20 protein-coding genes are annotated in these 18,389 nt (G+C 39.6%); 6 read left to right on the top strand and 14 right to left on the bottom strand.

From position 1 onward, the window contains the following. Window positions 1–6: 6 nt before the first annotated feature. The 10 genes from pdxJ to J576_RS00785 all read right to left on the bottom strand — a co-directional run bounded on the left by pdxJ (window position 7) and on the right by J576_RS00785 (window position 8,618). Window positions 7–732, bottom strand: a complete 726-nt coding sequence (gene pdxJ / locus J576_RS00830) for a pyridoxine 5'-phosphate synthase (protein ID WP_002052525.1) — start codon at window positions 730–732, stop codon at window positions 7–9. A 13-nt stretch (window positions 733–745) separates the two neighbouring features. Then, window positions 746–1,459, bottom strand: coding sequence for a DNA repair protein RecO (gene recO / locus J576_RS00825; RefSeq protein WP_002052961.1), 714 nt, complete (start codon window positions 1,457–1,459; stop codon window positions 746–748). Window positions 1,460–1,468: 9 nt separating this feature from the next. After that, window positions 1,469–1,663, bottom strand: a complete 195-nt coding sequence (locus J576_RS00820) for an NF038104 family lipoprotein (protein WP_025467957.1) — start codon at window positions 1,661–1,663, stop codon at window positions 1,469–1,471. Between the two features lie 18 nt (window positions 1,664–1,681). Next, a complete protein-coding gene (gene era / locus J576_RS00815; protein WP_079376989.1) occupies window positions 1,682–2,704 on the bottom strand; it encodes a GTPase Era in 1,023 nt (340 codons plus the stop codon). Window positions 2,705–2,715: 11 nt separating this feature from the next. After that, on the bottom strand, window positions 2,716–3,408 hold the full coding sequence (rnc, locus tag J576_RS00810) for a ribonuclease III (RefSeq protein WP_025467956.1): 693 nt from the start codon (window positions 3,406–3,408) through the stop codon (window positions 2,716–2,718). Continuing rightward, window positions 3,380–3,754, bottom strand: a complete 375-nt coding sequence (locus J576_RS00805; protein WP_033855456.1) for a DUF4845 domain-containing protein — start codon at window positions 3,752–3,754, stop codon at window positions 3,380–3,382. The genes rnc and J576_RS00805 overlap by 29 nt, the downstream gene beginning before the upstream one ends. Window positions 3,755–3,778: 24 nt before the next feature. Next, window positions 3,779–4,606 carry a signal peptidase I gene (gene lepB, locus J576_RS00800; protein ID WP_002052421.1) on the bottom strand — a complete coding sequence of 276 codons (828 nt, stop codon included), beginning with the start codon at window positions 4,604–4,606 and terminating at the stop codon, window positions 3,779–3,781. A gap of 70 nt (window positions 4,607–4,676) precedes the next feature. After that, a complete protein-coding gene (gene lepA, locus J576_RS00795; RefSeq protein WP_002052578.1) occupies window positions 4,677–6,494 on the bottom strand; it encodes a translation elongation factor 4 in 1,818 nt (605 codons plus the stop codon). Between the two features lie 176 nt (window positions 6,495–6,670). Next, the gene (locus J576_RS00790; RefSeq protein ID WP_002052732.1) at window positions 6,671–7,123 is read right to left on the bottom strand and encodes an acyl-CoA thioesterase; all 453 of its coding nucleotides are present in this window, start codon (window positions 7,121–7,123) and stop codon (window positions 6,671–6,673) included. A 118-nt stretch (window positions 7,124–7,241) separates the two neighbouring features. Beyond that, a complete protein-coding gene (locus tag J576_RS00785; RefSeq protein ID WP_002052609.1) occupies window positions 7,242–8,618 on the bottom strand; it encodes a Do family serine endopeptidase in 1,377 nt (458 codons plus the stop codon). 230 nt (window positions 8,619–8,848) lie between these two features. Between J576_RS00785 and nadB the strand changes: the two genes are divergently transcribed. Then, window positions 8,849–10,492, top strand: coding sequence for an L-aspartate oxidase (nadB, locus tag J576_RS00780; protein WP_031951254.1), 1,644 nt, complete (start codon window positions 8,849–8,851; stop codon window positions 10,490–10,492). A gap of 50 nt (window positions 10,493–10,542) precedes the next feature. Here the strand turns inward: nadB and J576_RS00775 are convergent, their stop codons facing one another. The 4 genes from J576_RS00775 to pabC all read right to left on the bottom strand — a co-directional run bounded on the left by J576_RS00775 (window position 10,543) and on the right by pabC (window position 13,592). Then, complete coding sequence (locus J576_RS00775; RefSeq protein WP_002052601.1) at window positions 10,543–10,965, bottom strand: PaaI family thioesterase; 423 nt, start codon at window positions 10,963–10,965, stop codon at window positions 10,543–10,545. A 133-nt stretch (window positions 10,966–11,098) separates the two neighbouring features. Further along, a complete protein-coding gene (gene tmk, locus J576_RS00770; protein WP_002052412.1) occupies window positions 11,099–11,698 on the bottom strand; it encodes a dTMP kinase in 600 nt (199 codons plus the stop codon). A 9-nt stretch (window positions 11,699–11,707) separates the two neighbouring features. After that, window positions 11,708–12,778, bottom strand: a complete 1,071-nt coding sequence (mltG, locus tag J576_RS00765; protein ID WP_002052517.1) for an endolytic transglycosylase MltG — start codon at window positions 12,776–12,778, stop codon at window positions 11,708–11,710. Window position 12,779: 1 nt separating this feature from the next. Continuing rightward, on the bottom strand, window positions 12,780–13,592 hold the full coding sequence (pabC, locus tag J576_RS00760; protein WP_002052843.1) for an aminodeoxychorismate lyase: 813 nt from the start codon (window positions 13,590–13,592) through the stop codon (window positions 12,780–12,782). 262 nt (window positions 13,593–13,854) lie between these two features. On the opposite strand from pabC, the gene J576_RS00755 reads away from it, so the two are divergent. The 5 genes from J576_RS00755 to J576_RS00735 all read left to right on the top strand — a co-directional run bounded on the left by J576_RS00755 (window position 13,855) and on the right by J576_RS00735 (window position 18,369). After that, complete coding sequence (locus J576_RS00755) at window positions 13,855–14,862, top strand: sulfate ABC transporter substrate-binding protein (RefSeq protein WP_002052521.1); 1,008 nt, start codon at window positions 13,855–13,857, stop codon at window positions 14,860–14,862. A 30-nt stretch (window positions 14,863–14,892) separates the two neighbouring features. Then, window positions 14,893–15,501, top strand: a complete 609-nt coding sequence (locus tag J576_RS00750) for an RBBP9/YdeN family alpha/beta hydrolase (RefSeq protein WP_033855455.1) — start codon at window positions 14,893–14,895, stop codon at window positions 15,499–15,501. A gap of 80 nt (window positions 15,502–15,581) precedes the next feature. Next, window positions 15,582–16,415, top strand: coding sequence for a sulfate ABC transporter permease subunit CysT (gene cysT / locus J576_RS00745; RefSeq protein WP_004707527.1), 834 nt, complete (start codon window positions 15,582–15,584; stop codon window positions 16,413–16,415). Next, entirely contained in the window at window positions 16,412–17,296 is an 885-nt protein-coding gene (gene cysW, locus J576_RS00740; RefSeq protein WP_002052783.1) for a sulfate ABC transporter permease subunit CysW, read from the top strand. Before cysT ends, cysW begins: the two co-directional genes overlap by 4 nt. Window positions 17,297–17,307: 11 nt before the next feature. After that, window positions 17,308–18,369 carry a sulfate/molybdate ABC transporter ATP-binding protein gene (locus J576_RS00735; protein ID WP_002052588.1) on the top strand — a complete coding sequence of 354 codons (1,062 nt, stop codon included), beginning with the start codon at window positions 17,308–17,310 and terminating at the stop codon, window positions 18,367–18,369. Window positions 18,370–18,389: the final 20 nt, after the last annotated feature.

Raw genomic sequence — 18,389 nt, 5'->3', positions numbered from 1 at the left:
TACTACTTATCCTGCTGCCTGAATCGCTTTTTTCATATCTTTAACAGCCTGTGCCAGACCTACAAAAACACTATCTGCAATAATTGAATGACCAATATTTAATTCATGGATTTGTGGAATTGCTGCAATTGGTGCAATATTTTTTAGGTTAAGGCCATGTCCTGCATTTACAACCAAACCTTTTGAAGCGGCATATTCAACACCTTTTACAATACGAGCCAGCTCTTCTTGTTGTTCTTGTTCTGTTGCTGCATCGGCATATGCACCTGTGTGCAACTCAATCGTAGGTGCGCCACATGCAACTGCCGCATCAATTTGAGCAAAATCCGCATCAATAAATAATGATACGTCACATCCCAAAGCAGCTAAAGCCTGGGTTGCAGCCTTAACTTTTTCAAAGTTAGTTACTACATCTAAACCACCTTCAGTTGTTACTTCCTGACGTTTTTCAGGAACGAAACACACGTGCTGTGGTTTAATTTCTTTGGCAAACTCAACCATTTCATCAGTAACGGCCAACTCTAGATTCATACGTGTTTTTAACAATGGACGCATGCGACGCACATCATCATCTTGAATATGGCGGCGGTCTTCACGAAGATGCAAAGTAATCCCCTCTGCACCAGCTTGTTCACAAATAAGAGCAGCTTCTACAGGGTCTGGGTAAGTAGTACCGCGCGCCTGTCTTAGAGTAGCAACATGGTCTATGTTTACACCAAGCAATGCAGCCATAAATAAATCCTAATTACGATTGAGTTTGAGTATTTTGAATCCACAATTGTCGACTTTTTAGGGGACGATCACCTAAAAGCGATGTAATCATTTGACGGTATAGTTTACCTAATAATTGCAATTGTTCGTGAGAAAAATCCTGCCCTTGCTCATAATCCAGCATAGATAAAATTGCTTTTCCCGACAAAGATGAGTGGCTTGCCTGGACAACGGGAGCAAAGCCTTCAGTCACTTGAAATTGATAAAACTGATTTGGCAAAATTTCTTTTTGTGAGCTATCAACTGAAAAATCAATTGCATAGCCCAACTCTGGAAGTAAGATATGTTCGAACTGCCTTAAGATCTGTCTGAGAAAAAGATCGGGATTTTCGTGAGAAGATAATTGTTGTAACTGAAGCAAAGTTAATTGATATTGTTCAAAAGTTTGTGGCATTGGTTCTTCTAGAGGACAAAGTCTTAGAACAATTTCATTTAAGTAAAAGCCAGCAAAAAAAGCATCACCAAAAAAGAAAACTGGCTGATTTAATATTTCCAGCTTCGTAAAATTTTTGAGTTCACTTTTACCTGTAGCTTGCAACCGAATTGGTTGATATTGGGGAGGAGGAGTCTGTCTTAAAATGCCATCGACCCGCCCGTATTCCTGAGTGAAGAGATGCACAATATGGCTTTTTTCACGATATTTACGATGGTGAATCATATATCCATGTAGGACTTCATTGCGCATCATAAAAAGAAACTATTCCTTAGATTCTTTTTCTTTTTTATCGTCATCATCAGGAATTACAGCTCCTACAACAGCAGCTGTACCCTTCACGACACCTTTAGTTGTTTTATAAGCAATACCTACTGGTACGGTTACAAGCTTATATACACAACCTTGTAACATCAATGTACACCCAATAATAGCCAATATTGATGTAATTGTTTTCATACCAGTATTCCCTGCTTGTTAGATATCGCTATATCCTAAACTTTTCAAAGCACGTTCATCATCAGACCAACCGCCTTTAACCTTAACCCATAAGGTAAGCATGATCTTTTGTTCGAACATTTTTTCCATGTCTTTGCGAGCATCCATACCAATCGTTTTAAGCTTGGCACCTTTTTCACCAATCACAATCGCTTTTTGGCCAGGACGATCAACAAAAATTGTTGCATCAATATAGGTACAAGCTGGTTTTAATCGACCATTTTTCTCATTAACAGTTGCCTCTTCTGTTTTAAAAGATTCAATCTGTACTGTTAAATCATATGGTAACTCTTCACCCAACTGACGCATAATTTTTTCACGGATGATTTCACTTGCTAAAAAGCGTTCTGAACGGTCCGTAATTTGATCAAATGAATACAGTGGCGGCTGATAAGGAAGATATTTTTCAATCGTTTCACTTAAATGTTCCAAGTTTGCTCCACGAAGAGCAGAAACAGGAACAATCTCAGCAAAATTCATAAGCTTGGTACGCTCTTGAATTAAAGGAAGAATCTCTCTTTTATCTTCAAAAGTATCAGCTTTATTAATGACCAAAATAACTGGCATTTCAGCGTTCTTGAGTTTCTCAAGCACTAAATCGTCATTTTGAGTCCACTTATATGCATCGATAACAAATAAAACCAAGTTAACATCACGTAATGCAGAATGAGCAGCGCGGTTCATCATTTTATTGATCGCACGTACTTCTTTCTTATGCATTCCCGGTGTATCTACATAAACCGCTTGCATCTTCTCACGTGAATCAATACCAATAATTTTATGGCGAGTCGTTTGAGGTTTACGTGAAGTAATTGAGAGTTTTTGACCCAATAAATGGTTCATGAGGGTAGATTTACCCACATTTGGACGTCCTACAATCGCCACAAATCCGCTCTTAAAATCCGAAGGAATTGTAACGCCTTTGGAACTAAAAAATTGATCAATCAGATTGTTTGGATCTTGGTTTTCATTTGAATCTGGATTGATTTGATCAGAATGCATCGACATGCAGGTTATTGCTCCAATAACTTTAAAATTTCCGCCGCTGCTGCCTGCTCGGCAAAACGACGACTTGACCCCTCACCATAAATCTTTGGTAAACCATCTACCAAACATTCGACTGTAAAGTGTTGATGAGGTGCATCACCCTGAATATCTACAACCTCGTAAACAGGGAGAGGTTTTTTACGTGCTTGTAGATACTCTTGTAAACGTGATTTTGGATCTTTGAGTTGATCTGTTGGCTCAATATGATCTAAATAAGGTACATACCATTTTAACACAATATCTTTGAGTAGGTTCAGATCACTACTATCAAGATAAATTGCACCAATAATCGCCTCTACCGTATCCGCTAATATTGACTCACGATGATGACCACCAGATTTCAACTCGCCTGTGCTTAATATTAAACACCGACTAAGTTGCAAATCGGTTGCAATTTTACCTAATGCTTCTTGGCGAACTAAAGTCGCACGCATACGTGTTAAACGCCCCTCATTTTCATGTGGATAGGCATGGTATAAATAATTGGCAATGATCATCCCCAACAACGAATCGCCTAAAAACTCCAGACGTTCATAGTTATACTTATGACTCACCGAACGATGAGTCAAAGCTAACTGTAGCAATTCGGGCTGCTTAAATTGATAACCGATTCGACTGAGTAAGCGAGGATCACTTAGTTTGAACTGATGTTTTGTCAAAACTCTTCTCAAATGTTAAAACTAAATCAATATTTAGTAAGAAAGGTTTTCTTACTTCATATTTCTTTTTGACGATTAGACCAGACTCGTTAAACACTTCAGCAATTTCCTTAAAATGGAGATCACGAATATTGTTCATCTCCAGCCGTTGGTCCATCTGTATCATAAACTTTTGGGGTGTGATATCAGCTGAGCTTTGTTGCATGAGCTCTGTAATCTGATTATTAATCACACGATCATCCCAATATGCTGGCCAAACTGCAAGTACGGCTTTCGCCGCAATTGCAAATATAACCACCCCAAATAAAATTGCTAAATACGAAGTACCCTGTTGTGCCTTACGCATTTTTGTTTTTCCTAATGGTTGTTTTTAATCTATTTTTCCATTTCGGTTAAAGCTTGGCAGGTGGAAACCAGGTTCTTTGTGCATCCAGACATAGAAAGCTCGGCCTGTTAAATTTTCTTCAGGAACGAACCCCCAGAAACGACTGTCAGCACTTTGATCACGGTTGTCCCCCATTGCAAAGTAATGTCCTTTCGGAACAGTTACTTCCCAATATAAACCGTCTTGGTTTGAATATTTGCCATTATCAACATAGTTGATAAATGGTGCCTGACGCGCAACGTTTACACCTTCGAGTTCACGCATCGTAAAGGTATGATCACCAATTGTTTCTTTATGATAAATAGACGTTGGTGTATCTAAAGCATCTTTTTCACGACTAAATTGTGTTGGTACTTTAGGAATTTTCTGACCATTAATAATCAATTGACCATGATCGTAAACAATATGGTCACCTGGTAAACCAATTACACGCTTAATATAACTAATGGTTGGTTGTGGTGGGTAACGGAATACGATGACATCACCACGTTTCGGTTCACCTACATCAATGACTTTTTTATTTACGATAGGTAAACGCACACCATAGTCGAATTTATTAACTAAGATAAAATCGCCAGTCTCTAAAGTTGGAACCATAGAGTCTGATGGAATATTAAATGGCTCATAAAGAAATGAGCGAAGTACAAGCACAACAGCTAAAACTGGCCAAAAGTCATAGGCCCATGTAATAACAAAATTTTCGTTCTCTCGCCCTTTATTTGCACGCTGTTTAAAAACAAGCTTATCTAGCAACCACACTGCAAATAAAATCAGCGTAACTGGAACAAGAATTAAATTAAAATCAAAATCCACATGACCTCACTCGCAGCCTAGCTGCTTGCTTTATGGCTGGGAGAATATAAGTTCATCCCAGCCCTTTCTTTTATCTTTCTACTTTCAAAACAGCTAAGAACGCTTCTTGTGGAATTTCTACACTACCCACTTGTTTCATACGTTTCTTACCTTCTTTTTGTTTAGAAAGTAATTTCTTCTTACGAGACACGTCACCGCCATAACATTTTGCTAGAACGTTTTTACGCATCGCCTTAACAGTCGAACGAGCAATAATTTGAGCACCAATAGCAGCCTGAATTGCAACATCAAACATTTGACGTGGAATCAAATCTTTCATTTTTTCAACTAGAGCAATACCACGATGGCGAGCATCATTACGGTGACAAATCATAGCCAAGGCATCAACCTTTTCACTATTAATTAATACATCAACCTTAACTAAAGATGAACTTTCGAAACGTACGAAGTTATAGTCTAGCGATGCAAAACCACGTGAACATGATTTGAGCTTGTCAAAGAAATCCATCACGACTTCAGCCATTGGAATTTCAAAAGTAATCGAAACTTGATTACCTAAAAATTTCATGTCTTTTTGTACACCACGACGCTCAATACACAAGGTCATGACATTACCTAAGTACTCTTGTGGCACAAGAATATGACATTCAGCAATTGGCTCACGTAAATCTTCAACAACTGAACCATCAGGCATTTTAGATGGACTGTCGATATAGATCGTATCGCCTTTTTTGGTAACGGCTTCATAGACTACTGTTGGTGCAGAGCTAATCAAATCGAGATCATACTCACGCTCTAAACGCTCTTGTACGATTTCCATATGCAACATGCCTAAGAAACCACAGCGGAAACCGAAACCAAGTGCATCAGAACTTTCAGGTTCAAAGAACAAGGCAGAATCGTTAATTTGTAATTTCTGTAATGCTTCGCGGAATGGTTCAAAATCACTTGAATCGATTGGGAAAAGACCCGCATAAACCTGTGGTTTAACCTTTTTAAAACCAGGTAAAGTTGCAACATCTGGTGTAGACGCAAGCGTAATAGTATCACCTACTGGTGCACCAAAAATGTCTTTAATACCAGCAATAACAAATCCTACTTCGCCAGCTTCAAGAATATCGGTTTCAGTATGTTTAGGGTTAAATACACCTACAGAAGTTACCGGATGAGTTTGTCCTGTCGACTTAACCAACATTTTATCGCCCTTACGGATACGACCTTCTTTAATGCGGACAAGAGAGACTACACCTAAGTAGTTATCAAACCATGAATCGATGATTAACGCTTGAAGTGGAGCTTCACGATCACCTTCTGGCGCTGGAATAACATCGACTAAACGTTCTAATACACCTTCAACGCCCAAACCTGTTTTTGCTGAACAAGTTGGCGCATCCGTCGCTTCAATCCCGATAATTTCTTCAATTTCATGAATTACACGTTCAGGTTCAGCCTGCGGTAAATCAATCTTATTTAAAATAGGAAGAACTTCGAGGCCTTGTTCAATTGCTGTATAACAGTTTGCAACTGATTGAGCTTCTACGCCTTGCGCCGCATCTACGACCAATAACGCGCCTTCACACGCTGCTAATGAACGCGATACTTCATACGAGAAGTCGACGTGCCCTGGGGTATCAATAAAGTTAAGCTGATATTCTTGCCCATTTGGATGGGTGTAATACAATGTCACAGACGCTGCTTTAATGGTAATCCCACGTTCGCGCTCAAGCTCCATTGAGTCCAAGACCTGAGCTTGCATCTCACGATCTTGTAAGCCACCGCACATCTGAATAAAACGGTCAGCCAAAGTAGACTTACCATGATCGATATGAGCGATAATCGAGAAATTTCGGATATTTTTGATATCAACTGATTTTTTAGCTTGCGCCATGGGCTACCTTGAGAAAATATAAAGTGCTATGTAGCTTGTTTTAATACATAGCCAAAGCGGTTTAACAAATTGCGAGAGATTATAGCAGATGGATATTTTAAAGTATCCAAAATAATCATGAGCTTTGTACTTATGTTCTAAAAAATGACAATTCAAAACACATGTAATACTTCCGACTATCGAGCATACGAAATAGTAAAATCTAAAGGATTTATACTTGAGTCAAGTGGCTTATAGGCTTGTGTAAAAGTCGGTGACATACGTTTTGGTCGGCCAGATTCAATTTCAATACATGCCCACTTGGTATTCCCAACAAATAAGACAGCCTGATCAGAAGGGCGAAAAAAAACATACTGACGAAATGAATAAAGTGCATTGATATCATCGAGCCATGTCCGTAGTACGATTTCTTCGCCTTCAAACGCAGCTTTACGATATTGCACATGATGCTCAACAGCAACCATTGCATGCTTGAGCTCAAGATATTTGGTTACGCCTACTCCTAATGTTTCAACATGAGCAGCTGCAACATCTTGCATCCATTGGACATACATTACATTGTTAACATGGCCCAAAGCATCAATATGCTGTGGCTGAACCTGAATATGTAAATCGAAAATACTGCTCACAAAACACCCACTTTAATTATTAAATCTAAAGCTACATTCAAATTAGCTAGATCACATTATGCCGAATCCAAATAATAAAAAACCACCCATTTTCAGGGTGGCTCATTTTTATGTCATATTACTGGATGCGCAAACCAAGCATTGCTCGTTGGCCTTGACGAATAATCCCAACCCGAGCAACCGTATTTTTTTGTAAGTTAGAAACAACTTTAGCAAAATCTTGGCTATTCAAAATTTGAGTATTATTAACCTGAACAATTACATCACCAGGAATGATATTTGACAATGATGCTAGCCCACCACGGCGAACATCTTGAACATAAATACCACCTTTCACGCTTAACGCATTTTTCTCTGGTTCAGCCAAATCACGAATACTCATGCCTAATACTGGACCTTTAGAAGTAGAAGCCTGAGTACCTGTAGCAGGTGTTTCATCTGGTGCAGTTGCCAGAGTTGCCGAAATATTACGAGTTTTATCATCACGTAATACTTCAAACTGAACTGTTTGGTTTGGCTGTACTTTGTTTAAGGCATAGAGCAAATCACTTGTACGAAGTACAGAAGCACCATTAAGTTTTAAAATCACATCGCCAGCTCTAAGTCCTGCTTTTTGAGCAGGTGAATTTGGCGTAACTTGTGTGATAAGAGCACCTTCTGGTTTAGGCAGTTTGTAAGCATCGGCAAGGTTACGGTCAATATCTTGCATCATAACGCCTAGGTATGAACGAGTAACTTTGCCTTTTGTTTTAAGCTGTTCAGCTACATCCATCGCTACATCGATTGGAATAGAGAAAGACAAGCCCATATAACCGCCAGTACCACTAAAGATACGTGAGTTCACCCCGACAACTTCACCATTTTGATTAAACAATGGACCGCCTGAGTTACCAGGGTTTAAAGCTACATCTGTTTGAATAAATGGTACAGAGGTTTCACCGCTCATGTTACGTGATTTAGCGCTGACAATACCTGCTGAAGCTGAGTAGTCAAAACCAAATGGCGAACCAATCGCTAAAACAGGCTCTCCCACTCGTAAACGGTCAACATTTCCTACTTTTAAAGCAGGATAATTATTTCCATTCACTTTTAATAAGGCAACATCGGTACGTTCATCACTACCAACAACAGTTGCATCAATCTCACGACGGTCATTTAAAGTAATACTGATGCGGGAAGCATTTTCAATCACATGATGGTTTGTAAGTAAGTAACCATCTTTACTAATAAAGAATGCACTACCGTATGCGGTTTTTTCTTGAGGACCTTGTTGCTGTGGAATGATGACCTGATTACCAAAGAAACGTTTTAAAATTTCAGGAACTTGCTGCTGTAACAGTTCATCCTGCGTCATTTTTTTTACAACGTTTACACTCACCACAGCCGGACTAACTTGTTCAACGAGGTTTGAAAAATCAACAGCAGCGTTTGCTTGAACAGCAGCAACTGTAAATACCGCTGCATACATTCCTTGTTGTAAATAGCGAGATTTCATTCGGTGCTCACCCACAATTGGTCTACGAGAATAAGAATAAAACTGTTGTATCACAACGCTTTGGAATTGTGCGTAACAATATGTTTATTTGTAAGGCATCCTCATCACGTTTATTTTACACATTGCAATTTTTTAAGCTAATTGCAATTTTTCTGTGACTTAGAGCGCTTAAGCTCTTGCCTTTTTAGGTAAAAAGGGGTGTCATTAGCGGACGTTTTAAATTGATGCGAATGGACATGCCTAATCAACAGACAATTCACCACTTTGACGTGATTATTGTGGGCAGTGGCGGTGCTGGTTTAAGCCTAGCTTTATCGTTACCAAGTCATTTTAATATTGCGGTTTTAGCCAAAGCTGCTTTAACTGAAGCAAGTACCTTCTATGCACAAGGTGGTGTTGCTGCAGTTCTTGATGAAACTGACTCTATTCAACAACATATTAATGACACTATGATTGCAGGTGCTCATTTATGTGAAATAGATGCAGTACAGCATACTGTAGAAGGTGGCCGTCCTTCTGTTGATTTTCTTTTAAAGCAAGGCGTGCAGTTCACCTTAGATGAAGATGAACAGCTTCATTTAACACGTGAAGGTGGTCACTCACAGCGCCGTATTATCCATTCTGCTGATGCAACAGGCAAAGCTATTTCAACTACATTGGTTGAACGAGCGAAAGAACGCAAGAATATTACAATTTTTGAAAATTACATTGCGATTGATTTAATTACGTCGCATAAGTTGGGTCATATAGATCAAGCGAATCGTGCTATTGGTTTGTATGCATTAGATGAAAAAACAGAAAAAGTTCATACTTTCCTTGCTCCATTTACCGCACTTGCTTGCGGTGGTGCGATGAAAGCTTATCTTTATACATCTAATCCAGATATTGCTACAGGTGATGGTATTGCTATGGCTTACCGCGCAGGTTGCCGTGTAGCCAATATGGAATTTAACCAGTTTCATCCAACCTGCCTATATCATCCGCAAGCACGTTCTTTCTTAATTACTGAAGCGATGCGTGGTGAAGGTGCTTATTTACGCCTGCCAGACGGCGAACGTTTTATGCTACGTTTCGATGATCGTGCAGAGTTGGCTCCTCGCGATATTGTGGCACGTACCATTGACCATGAAATCAAGCGTCTCGGTATTCGTCATGTATGGTTAGACATTACCCACAAATCACCTGAGTTTATTAAAGAGCACTTCCCTACACTCTATGCAAGATTGCTTGAGCTAGGTATCGACATTACCAAAGACATGATTCCGGTGGTACCCGCAGCACATTATACATGTGGTGGTGTTGTTGTTGATTCCAACAGCCAGACCGATATTGAAGGTCTATATGCAATTGGTGAAACCTCTTATACAGGCTTACATGGCGCAAACCGTATGGCAAGTAACTCGTTACTTGAGTGCTTTGTTTACGGTATGAGTGCAGCAAAAGACATCGAAAATAAATTTGATGAAAACTTCATATTACCAGAAGTACCAACTTGGGATGATTCACAAGTAACCAACCCAGATGAAGATGTGGTTATTTTACAAAACTGGGATGAGTTACGTTCAACCATGTGGAATTATGTTGGTATTGTCAGAACCACAAAACGTTTAGAACGTGCTTTACACCGTATTGAGATGTTAAAGCGTGAAATCACTGAATATTATCAAGACTACCGTGTCAGCAAAAACCTAATTGAACTGCGTAATCTTATACTTGTTTCCGAAATGATCGTTCGCTGTGCCATGCACCGTAAAGAATCGCGTGGCCTACATTACACTCTAGATTATCCGGAAACTTCGAGTGAGATTCGTAAAACGGTTCTAACGCCTCCAAACTTTGCAGTAGAGCAGCCCTTGGTTAATACCGACATTTAGGCTATTTTTCTACAAAAAAGCACAGCTCTGGCTGTGCTTTTTATTTAGTTTTATATTTGTGATCTGGGTGGAATTGAATAAGTCGCGGTCACATGCGCTACTGGTTCTTCTAGCCCAACTGAATAAATCCAGACCTCACCCACGACTAAGCTTTTTCCTACTTTCATAAGCTTCCATTCACTACGTAAGTCTTTATCACCTGCGGGTTTTCTTAGAAAATTAATATTAAAATTCGTCGTTACCGCCAAACCCACAATTCCAATTTCACCGAGTATTGCAATATACAAAGCAAAATCTGCCAAAGTCATCATGGTTGGACCAGATATGGTACCGCCTGGGCGTTGATGTCTTTGATCTACATGATAATAAACGACAGCAGCTCTAGGTGTAACTGATTCAATCGTGCAATGTTCAAGACTTGGGGGAAATTCCTTTTCAAGAAACGCTATGATTTCTTCTTTTGAACTTTTCATCCTTATTTTTCTTCAATTTTAGAACAGTATTCAAAATAGCATAAAATACTGTTCAATATGTTCTATGATCTTTTTAAGCAGATTTGTCGTCATTTTTAACCACTCCCACAGAACTGAGAGTGGCTTTTATTATTTATCCTAAGTATTGCAAGGCTTGCTCAAATACCTGTTCAGGACTTTGCGTAGCATCTAAACGTTTAATACGTTCTGGTTCAGATTTCCATAAAGTCTCATAACCTTCGCGAACTTTAGTAAAGAAGCTTAACTTTTCTTGCTCGAAACGGTCTAAAGCTCCACGCTCACGTGCACGATTCATACCGAGTTCAATCGGTGCATCTAACCAGAAAGTCACCTCTGGCATACGTGAAACAAAGTTCTGATTTAAAAGCTGTAATTTATCTTGGCTTAAACCACGACCAGAACATTGGTAAGCAAAGCTGGCATCTGTGAAACGATCACTTAAAACAATTTTGTTAGAGGCTAAAGCCGGCAAAATCACTTGTTGTAAGTGTTGAGCACGTGCCGCATAAATTAAGAGTAGCTCAGTATCATGACTCATATTTTCATCATGATTTACCGCTAAAAGCATCGAACGTATTTGTTCTGCGAGCGGTGTTCCACCCGGCTCTCGAGTTAAAACAACTTGTTTACCTTGCTCTTCAAAATGCTGATGAATTTTTCGAATGAGTGTAGTTTTTCCTACCCCTTCCGTGCCTTCAAAGCTAATAAACATCTCTTTTCCTTATTTCTTCGATCTCAACACGGATAAATACTCTTGCACTGCTTGGTTATGTGCTTGCAAGTCTGCCGTAAATTTATGTCCACCATTACCAGTCGCTACAAAATAGATGTTATTTGAATCATCTGGATGTAAGGCGGCCTCAATTGCTTTTTGACTTGGCAAAGCAATTGGTGTTGGCGGTAAGCCATTAATTGTATAGGTATTATATGCGGTTGGTGTACGTAAGTCTTCGCGACTGATCTTACCCTTATAGTTATCACCCATTCCATAAATCACGGTTGGGTCAGTTTGTAAACGCATACCAATTTTCAAACGGCGTACAAATACACCAGATACTTGCTCAAGCTCACTATCTATACTTGTTTCTTTTTCAACAATCGAAGCCATAATTAAAGCTTCATACTTATCTTTATAGGGTAAGTTTGGTGCGCGATTTGCCCAAGCAGTATCTAAAGCTTTCATTTGATGATGATATAAATCGGTGAGGATTTTTTTGTCAGTCTCACCCTTTGCGAAGAAATAAGTGTTAGGCGCAAATAAACCTTCCGGATGATGATAAGGAATACCTAAAGCCTTCATAAGCTGGTCATCTGGTAAATCGAGTATTGTATTTTTTACATTTTTATCATTTTTGAGTGCAGTAATAAGCTGTTTAAAAGTCGTACCTTCAATCACTAAAATACGGTTCATCTGAGCATTATCAGCATTAGACAACATCTCCAATACTTGTCTTACGCTCATTCCCTGTTCGATTTCATACACACCAGCTTTCATGCTGTCATGAATCATAAACTTTTGATAAAGCTTAAGTACAATTGGGAAATGGATTTTATTTTCTTTGGCTAAACGATCAATAAAACCAGAATAGGTCTCACCTGATGTGATCGATAGCATCTGCTTTTTCCCTTCAACAGGATAAGCTTTAAATAAACTTGACCACAAAATAGCAAAAATAGAAATTAAAACGATAAAAAAGCCAATCAGCACCAACTTTTTAGGAAAATGAGATGCTGTTTTCTTGCCCTTTTTTTTAGCATTTTTTGCTTTCGCGTTCACAGGTGGCTTCGGCATATTAATGAATCTGATTCAAGTTAAGATTATGAAATAAATTTAGGCACGCCTGTGAATCTAGAGTTTGTTCACCGATTTGAGTAACCACTCGCATTGGATGTAAAGCATTACAAAAGAATAGACTCTGTATTTGTGGCACTTCATCTAATTCAATTATTCTGACTTCGCAGGCAATTCCATGGTGCTGCATACGTGCCAAAATTTCTGCACGCATCACACCGTGGACGCCATTATAGCGAAGTTCCGGTGTAATCCATCTATCATTTAAACGAATAAAACAATTACTGCTTACCCCTTCAACAATATAACCTTGTACATCAGATACTAATGCTTCTGCCCACCCTTGTTGATCTGCTTCTTTTTTTAGCAATACCTGTTCTAGACGGTTTAAAGATTTAAGTCCAACTAGACTCGGCATGGTTAAACCCAAGGCCTGATTTAAAACCCCGCACTTTATAAAGTCGGGTTGGAATTGCTCCAGTGCTTTTGGATAAAACCAGACATAAATATCTGCCTCATGCTTTGGTAAAGTATAACCACGATCACCTTCACCGCGGCTAATCACAATTTTTAAAGTGCCGTTGAGCACAAGGTTTTGTTGGTATAAATGCTGCAAACTCTGTTCAATTAATTCAAAATTTGCAATTAAAGCTAGTTTTTGACAAGCAAGTTTTAGACGTTCCCAGTGACGAGCTTTAAGCTCTATCTCATTCTGAAAAACACGAATTGTGCTAAAGCAACCATCTCCATAATGAAATGCTCGGTCTAGTAACGGAATGGTTTCAACAGGTTGTCCATTTTTAAAACACCACATGCTTAATCCGTCCTTTCTTAAAAACCGCCCAACAATACAACACCTTTCATTTAATTAATAAATGACTGATTTTAAAAAATTATACCGATTTAATCAGCACTTTTGAAACTTGTTATATATCAAGATTTAAGAATAGCTTATCCATTTTTTATATTTCTATATTTTTCATATTAAATTCGTTTTTTATTATTTTTTTAGAATAAAGACTAGCGCTATTCTGCGTTCATGTTTTGAACATTTCGTATTTTTGAGGGGTTATCTCATGCGTTTTTCTCAATTAAAAGTCGGGGTTATTGCTGCTCTTCTTTCTGTTTCATCATTTGCAGCTCAAGAATTCTTAAACGTTTCTTATGATCCAACTCGCGAGTTATATACAGACTTTAATAAACAGTTTGGTACTTACTGGAAACAGCGTACTGGACAAGATATTCAGTTTAAACAATCACACGGTGGTTCTGGTAAACAGGCCCGCGCCGTGATTGATGGCTTAAATGCTGACGTTGTGACATTAGCTCTTGCAGCTGATATCGATGAAATTGCAGAAAAAGCAAAATTACTTCCAACTGATTGGCAGAAGAAATTGCCACAAAACTCTACTCCATACACATCAACAATCGTGTTTTTGGTACGTAAGGGTAACCCTAAACAAATTAAAGACTGGGGTGACTTAATCAAACCAGGTGTAGAAATTATTACACCAAACCCGAAAACTTCTGGCGGTGCTCGCTGGAACTACCTTGCAGCTTGGGCTTGGGCAAAACATCAACCAGGTGGTAACGATGCTAAAGCACAAGAGTATGTCCGCCAAATTTATAAGCACACTAAAGTTCTAGATTCGGGTGCACGTGGTGCAACCACGACTTTTGCTGAACGTGGCATTGGTGACGTATTACTTGCTTGGGAAAATGAAGCTCACTTAGCTGTTCGCGAACAACCGGGCAAATTTGAAATTATTACCCCGTCTCTTTCGATTTTAGCTGAACCACCAGTTGCTGTTGTTGAGAAAAACGCTGCTAAAAAAGGCAACCTCACCATCGCGAAAGGTTACCTCAACTACTTGTACTCACCTGCTGGCCAAGAAATTGCAGCACGTAACTTCTACCGCCCTCGTAATGCAGCCGTACTCAAAAAATACAGCAATGTATTTAAACCATTGAAACTCGTAACAATTGATAAAGAGTTTGGTGGTTGGACAAAAGTGCAAAAACAACACTTTGATAATGGTGGTGTTTTCGATCAAATCGTGAAAATCAATAGTGCAGAGAAGTAATTCTTTGTACTAACGATAAGGAGAACAGACATGACTCACTCTGTAATTGTTCCAGGTGTAGGTGGAAGTGAACATCAACATTGGCAATCTTGGTTGCAGCGTCAACTCGTGTCTAGTTCTCGTGTTGAGCAAAAAAACTGGGATAGACCCGTATTAAGTGAATGGATTGAGCAATTTGTTAAAACAGTTCAAGCAGTACAAGCACCCGTACAAATCGTTGCGCATAGTTTCGGTTGCTTAACCAGTGTTGCTGCTTTGGCTGAGCATCCTGATTTACAACTTCAAGTTAAAAAATTAATTTTGGTTGCTCCTGCAAATCCAGCACGTTTTGGTGAAGCAGGTTTTGCCCGCCATAGCCTGACTGACTACAAAGATTATTTTCATCAGTTAAAAATTAATGTGCCTACAACACTACTGATTAGTGAAAATGATCCTTGGCTAGATTTTTTCGATGCTTTACAACTTGCTAAAGCTTGGCAATTAAACCCAATTAATCTTGGACAAGTTGGGCATATTAATGTTGCTTCTGGTTTTGGCCCATTTCCTGACTTACTGAACTATCTACTTCCTGAAGATTCGATGTGTAGCCACTCATCTATTGATCCGGTAAAGACACATTTCTCTTTGAAATTTGCTTAATACCCAGCTTTATACCGCGCCGTTTATCTTTATTTATTCGCTTACTGGTTTCAGCAGGCTTTTCTCTTTGAGGAAATATCATGTCGCAGCGATCCCGAGTGCTGCCTGGGTTTGGTCTATCATTGGGCTTCACCCTCGCCTACGTTTCTTTTATTGTGCTTATTCCATTAGCCGCAGTCTTTATCAAATCATTTGGAATCGGATGGGACGGACTATGGGAAATTTTAACCTCTGAACGTATTTTAAAATCGCTTCAACTCAGCTTTAGTTCAGCATTAATTGCGGCGTTTATTAATGTTGTTTTCGGACTACTTTTAGCTTGGTGCCTTGTCCGTTATAACTTTCCCGGAAAACGTCTAGTTGATGCTTTAGTGGACTTACCTTTTGCACTACCAACGGCAGTCGCAGGTATTGCGCTCACTTCGCTTTATGCTCCTACTGGCTGGATTGGTCAATATTTAGAACCACTTGGTATTCATGTTGCTTATACCCCTATCGGGATTACGCTAGCTTTAGTGTTTATTGGTATTCCTTTTATTGTTCGAACTGTTCAACCGGTATTAAGCGATATCGAAACCGAGCTTGAAGAGGCGGCTTCTGCACTTGGGGCAAATCGCTGGCAGACCATTACTAAAATTATTTTGCCCATATTACTCCCTGCTCTATTTACAGGCTTTGCTTTAGCATTTGCTCGCGGTGTAGGTGAATATGGTTCTGTAATTTTCATTGCAGGAAACCAGCCGTTTAAAACAGAAATTGCCCCGCTCATGATCATTTCTCGCCTTGAAGAATATGACTATGCAGGTGCAACGACTATTGCTGCAGTTATGTTAGTTCTCTCTTTCATTATTTTATTTGTCATTAACTTACTTCAAGCATGGGCAAACCGTCGTACTGGGAGAAATATCACATGAACCTACATACCGACAGCAATGCACTTGCTTTGAAATTGCAATCCCGTGATGCAACTCGTGAACCGACTTGGGTTCGTTATACGCTGATTACAGTTGCACTGATTTTCTTTCTTAGTTGCTTAATGCTGCCACTTATTTTGGTTTTTGTTGAAGCGTTTAAACAAGGCCTTGAAGTCTATGTTCAGGCTTTAATTGATCCAGATACGTTGTCAGCGGTGAAATTAACATTACTCACCGCAGCGATTGCCGTACCGATTAACGTGATATTTGGTGTTGCTGCTGCATGGGCTGTTTCTAAGTTCCAGTTTAAAGGCAAAGCGATTTTAACCACTATTATTGATATGCCTTTTTCAGTTTCACCTGTTATTGCAGGTTTAATGATTGTACTGATTTTTGGTGCTCAAGGTTGGCTAGGCGGCTGGTTAATGGACCATGACATTAAGATTTTATATGCCGTGCCCGGAATTGTTTTAGCGACCATCTTTATCACAGTTCCATTTGTTGCACGTGAGTTAATTCCTCTTATGGAAGCGCAAGGAACAGAGGAAGAAGAAGCAGCTATTGTACTCGGTGCATCAGGTTGGCAAACCTTTTGGAAAGTCACTCTGCCTAACATTAAGTGGGGTCTGATTTACGGTGTGATTTTGTGTAATGCCCGCGCAATGGGTGAGTTTGGCGCAGTATCGGTAGTTTCGGGACACATCCGTGGTGAAACTAATACTCTGCCACTGCATGTTGAAATTTTATATAACGAGTACACCTTCAGCGCAGCCTTTGCCGTGTCCTCATTGCTTGCTTTCTTAGCCTTATTAACACTGGTATTGAAAACTTGGTTAGAACTACATCAAGACAAACCAGAACCGCATTCAACTGATTCGTAAGGAATGAAATCATGAGTATTCAAGTTAAGAATATTGAAAAACACTTTGGTGCATTCCATGCGCTTAAAAATATTTCCCTAGACTTTCCAGAGGGCGAGCTGGTTGCGCTACTCGGACCATCTGGTTGCGGTAAAACCACACTACTTCGTATTATTGCCGGCTTAGAATCGGCCGATGGCGGTCAAGTATTACTTGAAGGCGAAGATGCAACTAATGTCCATGTTCGCGAACGTCAAGTTGGCTTTGTATTTCAGCACTATGCTTTATTCCGCCATATGACTGTATTTGACAATATTGCTTTTGGCTTACGTGTTCGCCCTCGTGCCACACGTCCTTCGGAAGCTGAGATTAAAAAACGTGTTACTCGCTTGCTTGACCTAGTTCAACTGGGCTTTTTAGCAGACCGCTACCCTGCTCAGCTTTCTGGTGGTCAACGTCAACGTATTGCCTTAGCGCGAGCACTCGCTGTAGAGCCTCGTGTGCTATTGCTTGATGAACCATTTGGCGCACTTGATGCCAAAGTCCGTAAAGAACTACGCCGCTGGTTAAGGAACTTGCATGATGAGCTGCATATCACTTCAATTTTCGTAACCCATGATCAAGAAGAAGCACTTGAGGTAGCTGATCAAATTATTGTGATGAATAAAGGTAACGTCGAACAAATTGGTTCGCCGCGTGAAGTTTACGAAAAACCTGCCACACCATTCGTATTTGATTTCTTAGGTCAAGCAAACCGTTTTGAAGGCGAACATGCTGGCGGTATTATCCGTATTGGCAATGATCGTATCGAATTACCGACTACAGTTCAGGCACCGCAAGGAAAAGTGATTGCTTTTGCCCGTCCGGATGAGTTACATATTCATTCGCAACCACAGGCAAATACAATTGAAGCAACTTTTGTACGTGAAGTCTGGATTGCTGGAAAAGTAGTGGCGGAATTACAAGATCGTAATGGACGTTTAATTGAGATTGCTTTGAGCAGTGAAGCTGCAAAACAACATGCATTTAAACCAAATCAAACTGTTTGGGTGAGTGCATCTCAACTTCACCTATTTGCAGATCAAGTTGCTTAAGGAATTATTTGGTGAGGAGC

The organism is Acinetobacter sp. 766875 (genome assembly GCF_000582055.1).
Classification (GTDB): domain Bacteria; phylum Pseudomonadota; class Gammaproteobacteria; order Pseudomonadales; family Moraxellaceae; genus Acinetobacter; species Acinetobacter nosocomialis.
Note: the sequence above shows the minus strand (reverse complement) of the source record. Positions and strands in the feature narration are given on the sequence as shown.